Annotated in this window: 7 protein-coding genes and 1 pseudogene; all 8 read left to right on the forward strand. The window is 62.3% G+C overall.

Annotated features, from left to right (window positions below):
• Positions 1-228: 228 nt before the first annotated feature.
• Positions 229-480, forward strand: a complete 252-nt coding sequence (locus tag B7X49_RS10480) for an AbrB/MazE/SpoVT family DNA-binding domain-containing protein (RefSeq protein ID WP_286703016.1) — start codon at positions 229-231, stop codon at positions 478-480.
• Positions 471-854: a type II toxin-antitoxin system VapC family toxin gene (locus B7X49_RS10485; protein ID WP_029313435.1), complete on the forward strand. Its 384-nt coding sequence runs from the start codon at positions 471-473 to the stop codon at positions 852-854. The genes B7X49_RS10480 and B7X49_RS10485 overlap by 10 nt, the downstream gene beginning before the upstream one ends.
• A 184-nt stretch (positions 855-1038) precedes the next feature.
• Positions 1039-1218, forward strand: a complete 180-nt coding sequence (locus tag B7X49_RS10490) for a type II toxin-antitoxin system HicA family toxin (RefSeq protein WP_286703017.1) — start codon at positions 1039-1041, stop codon at positions 1216-1218.
• Positions 1219-1227: 9 nt separating this feature from the next.
• Positions 1228-1620 (forward strand): type II toxin-antitoxin system HicB family antitoxin, encoded by a 393-nt coding sequence (locus B7X49_RS10495; protein ID WP_286703018.1) that lies wholly within the window; start codon positions 1228-1230, stop codon positions 1618-1620.
• Positions 1621-1764: 144 nt separating this feature from the next.
• A complete protein-coding gene (locus B7X49_RS10500; RefSeq protein ID WP_286703019.1) occupies positions 1765-1899 on the forward strand; it encodes a FitA-like ribbon-helix-helix domain-containing protein in 135 nt (44 codons plus the stop codon).
• 62 nt (positions 1900-1961) lie between these two features.
• A complete protein-coding gene (locus B7X49_RS10505; protein ID WP_286703020.1) occupies positions 1962-2435 on the forward strand; it encodes a nuclear transport factor 2 family protein in 474 nt (157 codons plus the stop codon).
• A gap of 3 nt (positions 2436-2438) precedes the next feature.
• Positions 2439-3008, forward strand: a complete 570-nt coding sequence (locus B7X49_RS10510) for a TetR/AcrR family transcriptional regulator (RefSeq protein ID WP_286703021.1) — start codon at positions 2439-2441, stop codon at positions 3006-3008.
• 68 nt (positions 3009-3076) lie between these two features.
• A pseudogene (locus tag B7X49_RS10515) lies at positions 3077-3299 on the forward strand (hypothetical protein); the annotation flags it as partial.

Below are 3299 nucleotides of genomic sequence, written 5' to 3' on the forward strand. Positions count from 1 at the left end.
GCCATCAACATCACCACAGATCCATGGCATCCCGAGTGGAATTACACCATCAGCCCAAGATCATCAGCATGACGCGGTAATTGTTGAGTGGCGCCTAAGCGCAGCAAGGCGTTCTTTTTTGCAAAAAAGAACCAAAAAACTCTCATTAGCTATAGAGCCATGAAGGTCTTGAACCAGCATCCACCACGCATTAAAGTAAGGCAGTACTAACCTTACCAATCGGTCCCCATGTCGCTCCAACTCACCATCACCGCCAAAGGCCAGGTCACCCTCCGCACCGCCGTCCTGCAACACCTCGGCGTCCGGCCCGGCCAGAAAATCGACGTCGCCTTGCTCCCGGACGGCAAGGTCGAACTGCGCACCGTCGCCACCGCACCCACCATCGCCCACCTCAAAGCCGCCCTGCAACGCCCCGGCCAACGCCCGATCACCCTCGCCGAAATGCAAAACGCGATCGAACAGCACGACCCGTGCGACTAGCCCTCGATACCAACGTCCTCGTCCGCTACCTCACCTGGGACGATCCACACCAATCCCCGCGCGCCGCAAAACTCATCGAATCGGCCGACACCATCATCCTCTCCACCATCGTGCTGTGCGAAACCGTCTGGGTCCTGCGCCGCGCCTACAAATTCCAACCCGCCGCCATCATCCCGATCCTGCGCGACCTCACGACCATGCCCACCATCGAACTCGATCGCCCCCTCATCGAAGCCGGCATCGAATGCCTCGCAACCGGCAGCGACTTCGCCGACGGCGTCATCCTCGCCGAAGCCGAACGCGCCAAAGCCGACCACCTGGTCACATTCGACGAAACCCTGGCCAAACACACCAACAAAATCCGCCTGCTCTGAACCCATCCCGCCCCGGCAGCCAGTATCTCGGTAGGATGGGTCTCCCTTGAGACCCATCACCTCCCCTCCCCACCAAAGCAAGCCGTTCTTTCTTGTAAAAAAGAACCAAAAAACTCTTGGTAATCAGGGCCGCCGCCTTGGCAACGCCTTGGAACCGCGCGCGTAAATGTGTATGATGCGCATCATGAAGAGCACCGATCTGATCCGCGACTTGAAAAGCGCCGGTTGGGTGCTCGATCGCGTGCGCGGCTCCCACCATGTCTTCAAACACCCCACGCGTCCCGGTCACGTCGTGGTGCCACACCCGAAAAAAGACCTCGGCACCGGCCTGGTCGCCGCCATCCGCAAACAGGCCGGCCTATAGGAGATCACCATGCGCTACCCCATCGCCATCGAACCCGGCACCGATCAAACCGCCTTCGGCATCGCCATCCCCGATCTCCCCGGCTGCTTCTCCGCCGGCGACACGCTGGACGAAGCCCTGACCGCCGCCGAGCAAGCCGCCGCCGCCTGGATCGACGCCACACTCGACGCCGGCGGACCCATCCCGAAACCCACCAGCCTGGATGCGATCCGCACCAACCCCGATTACGCCGGCTGGAGCTTCGGGATCATCACGATCGACCCCGCCCTGCTCGATGACACGATCACCCGCGTCAACATCACCCTCCCCCGCCGCATCCTGAAACGCCTCGACGCCCTGGCCGCCGCCGCCGGCGAAACCCGCTCCGGCTTCATCGCCCACTTGACCCTGGAAGATCACTAACGCCGTCGAATCGGATATCCCTTGAGACCCATCACTCCACCAAAGCAAGCCGTTCTTTTTTTGCAAAAAAGAACCAAAAAACTCTTTATAATCTGGTCTGGGCCTTTGGCGGGATCGCGCACATGACGCTGTTGTTGATGTCATGTGCCGCAATTTGATATCAAAACATCGATCAAATCGATTACAGTACCCTCCATCCCCGCCCTCAACGTCCGCAACCTCCCTGAAGCCGTCCACCACGCGCTCCGCCGCCGCGCCGCCTTCCGCAACGGCACTTGATCAAATCTGTACCAATCCGTACACACAATACCAATCGGTACAAATCCAATCGGAGCCCGTCGATGTCTGAAACCCGCCCCCCGCTGCCGCCCTTCACCGCCGCAACCGCCATCCAGAAAATCCGCGCCGCCGAAGATGCCTGGAACACCCGCAACCCCGCGCGCGTCGCCCTCGCCTACACACCGGACAGCATTTGGCGAAACCGCAACGAATTCCTCAAAGGCCGCCCGGCCATCGTCGAATTCCTCACCCGGAAATGGGCGCGCGAACACGACTACCGCCTGATCAAGGAACTCTGGGCCTGCACGGAAAACCGCATCGCCGTGCGCTTCGCCTACGAGTTTCACGACGATCACGGCCAATGGTTCCGCGCCTACGGCAACGAAAACTGGCTGTTCGACCCGTCCGGCCTGATGGCGCAGCGCCACGCCTCGATCAACGACGCCGCGATCGCCCCGGCAGATCGCCTGTTTCATTGGAACAATGCAGCCCCCCGGCCACCCGATCACCCTGGCCTCGCCGACCTCGGGCTCTAACCCATGCCCCGCATCGTGGCCGAAAAATCGGACGTGGTGGCCGCAATCGCGGAGGTCTTTCGCGAACACGGCTACGAGGGCGCAAGCCTCTCCCAGATCACGGCAAGCACCGGCTTCGGCAAAGGCAGCCTCTATCATTTCTTCCCCGGCGGCAAGGAAGACATGGCGACCCACATCCTCGCCCATATCGATCACTGGTTCGAGACCGAAATATTCGCCCCGCTGCGCACCGGCGATGCCGCTACAGCCATCGCCCGGATGATGCGGTCGGTCGAAACCTATTTCCGATCGGGTAACCGCATCTGCCTGGTCGGCGCCTTCGCCCTGACCGGCACGCGCGACCGCTTCGCAACCCCGATCGCCGGCTACTTCCGCCGCTGGATCAGCGCGCTCGAAGGCGCCCTGCACCGCACCGGCCTCAACCAGCCCCAGGCAAGCCAACGGGCCGAAACCGCCGTGCTCGCCATCCAGGGCGCCCTCGTCCTCGCCCGCGCCCTGAACGACGCGGCGGTCTTCACCCGCGCCCTGCACCAGATCGAGGCCGACCTCCTGCGCCGCGACCCGCAATCCTGAATCATCGCCCGCGCAATCCCGAAAAAACCGCTTTCTCACCCCCCACCCTGGCGGGTTATGCTACCAACGTGTTAGCAACCCCAACCCCGCCCCCGTTCGTCATCCGCTGCTTCATCGTCATGATGAACGCGCTGTGCGACACCGTGGCCGAACACGGCCCCGCCGGCTACGTCCCCATTCCCATGGTCAATTTGATCTGGACCCGCCTGCAAAACCTCACCACCCGCTTCCTCGCCGCCCTCGCCCGCGGCCCCATCCCACCCCGCGCCAAACCAACCCCCAAACCAACGC

The organism is Acidiphilium sp. 34-64-41 (assembly GCF_002282635.1).
Classification (GTDB): domain Bacteria; phylum Pseudomonadota; class Alphaproteobacteria; order Acetobacterales; family Acetobacteraceae; genus Acidiphilium; species Acidiphilium rubrum.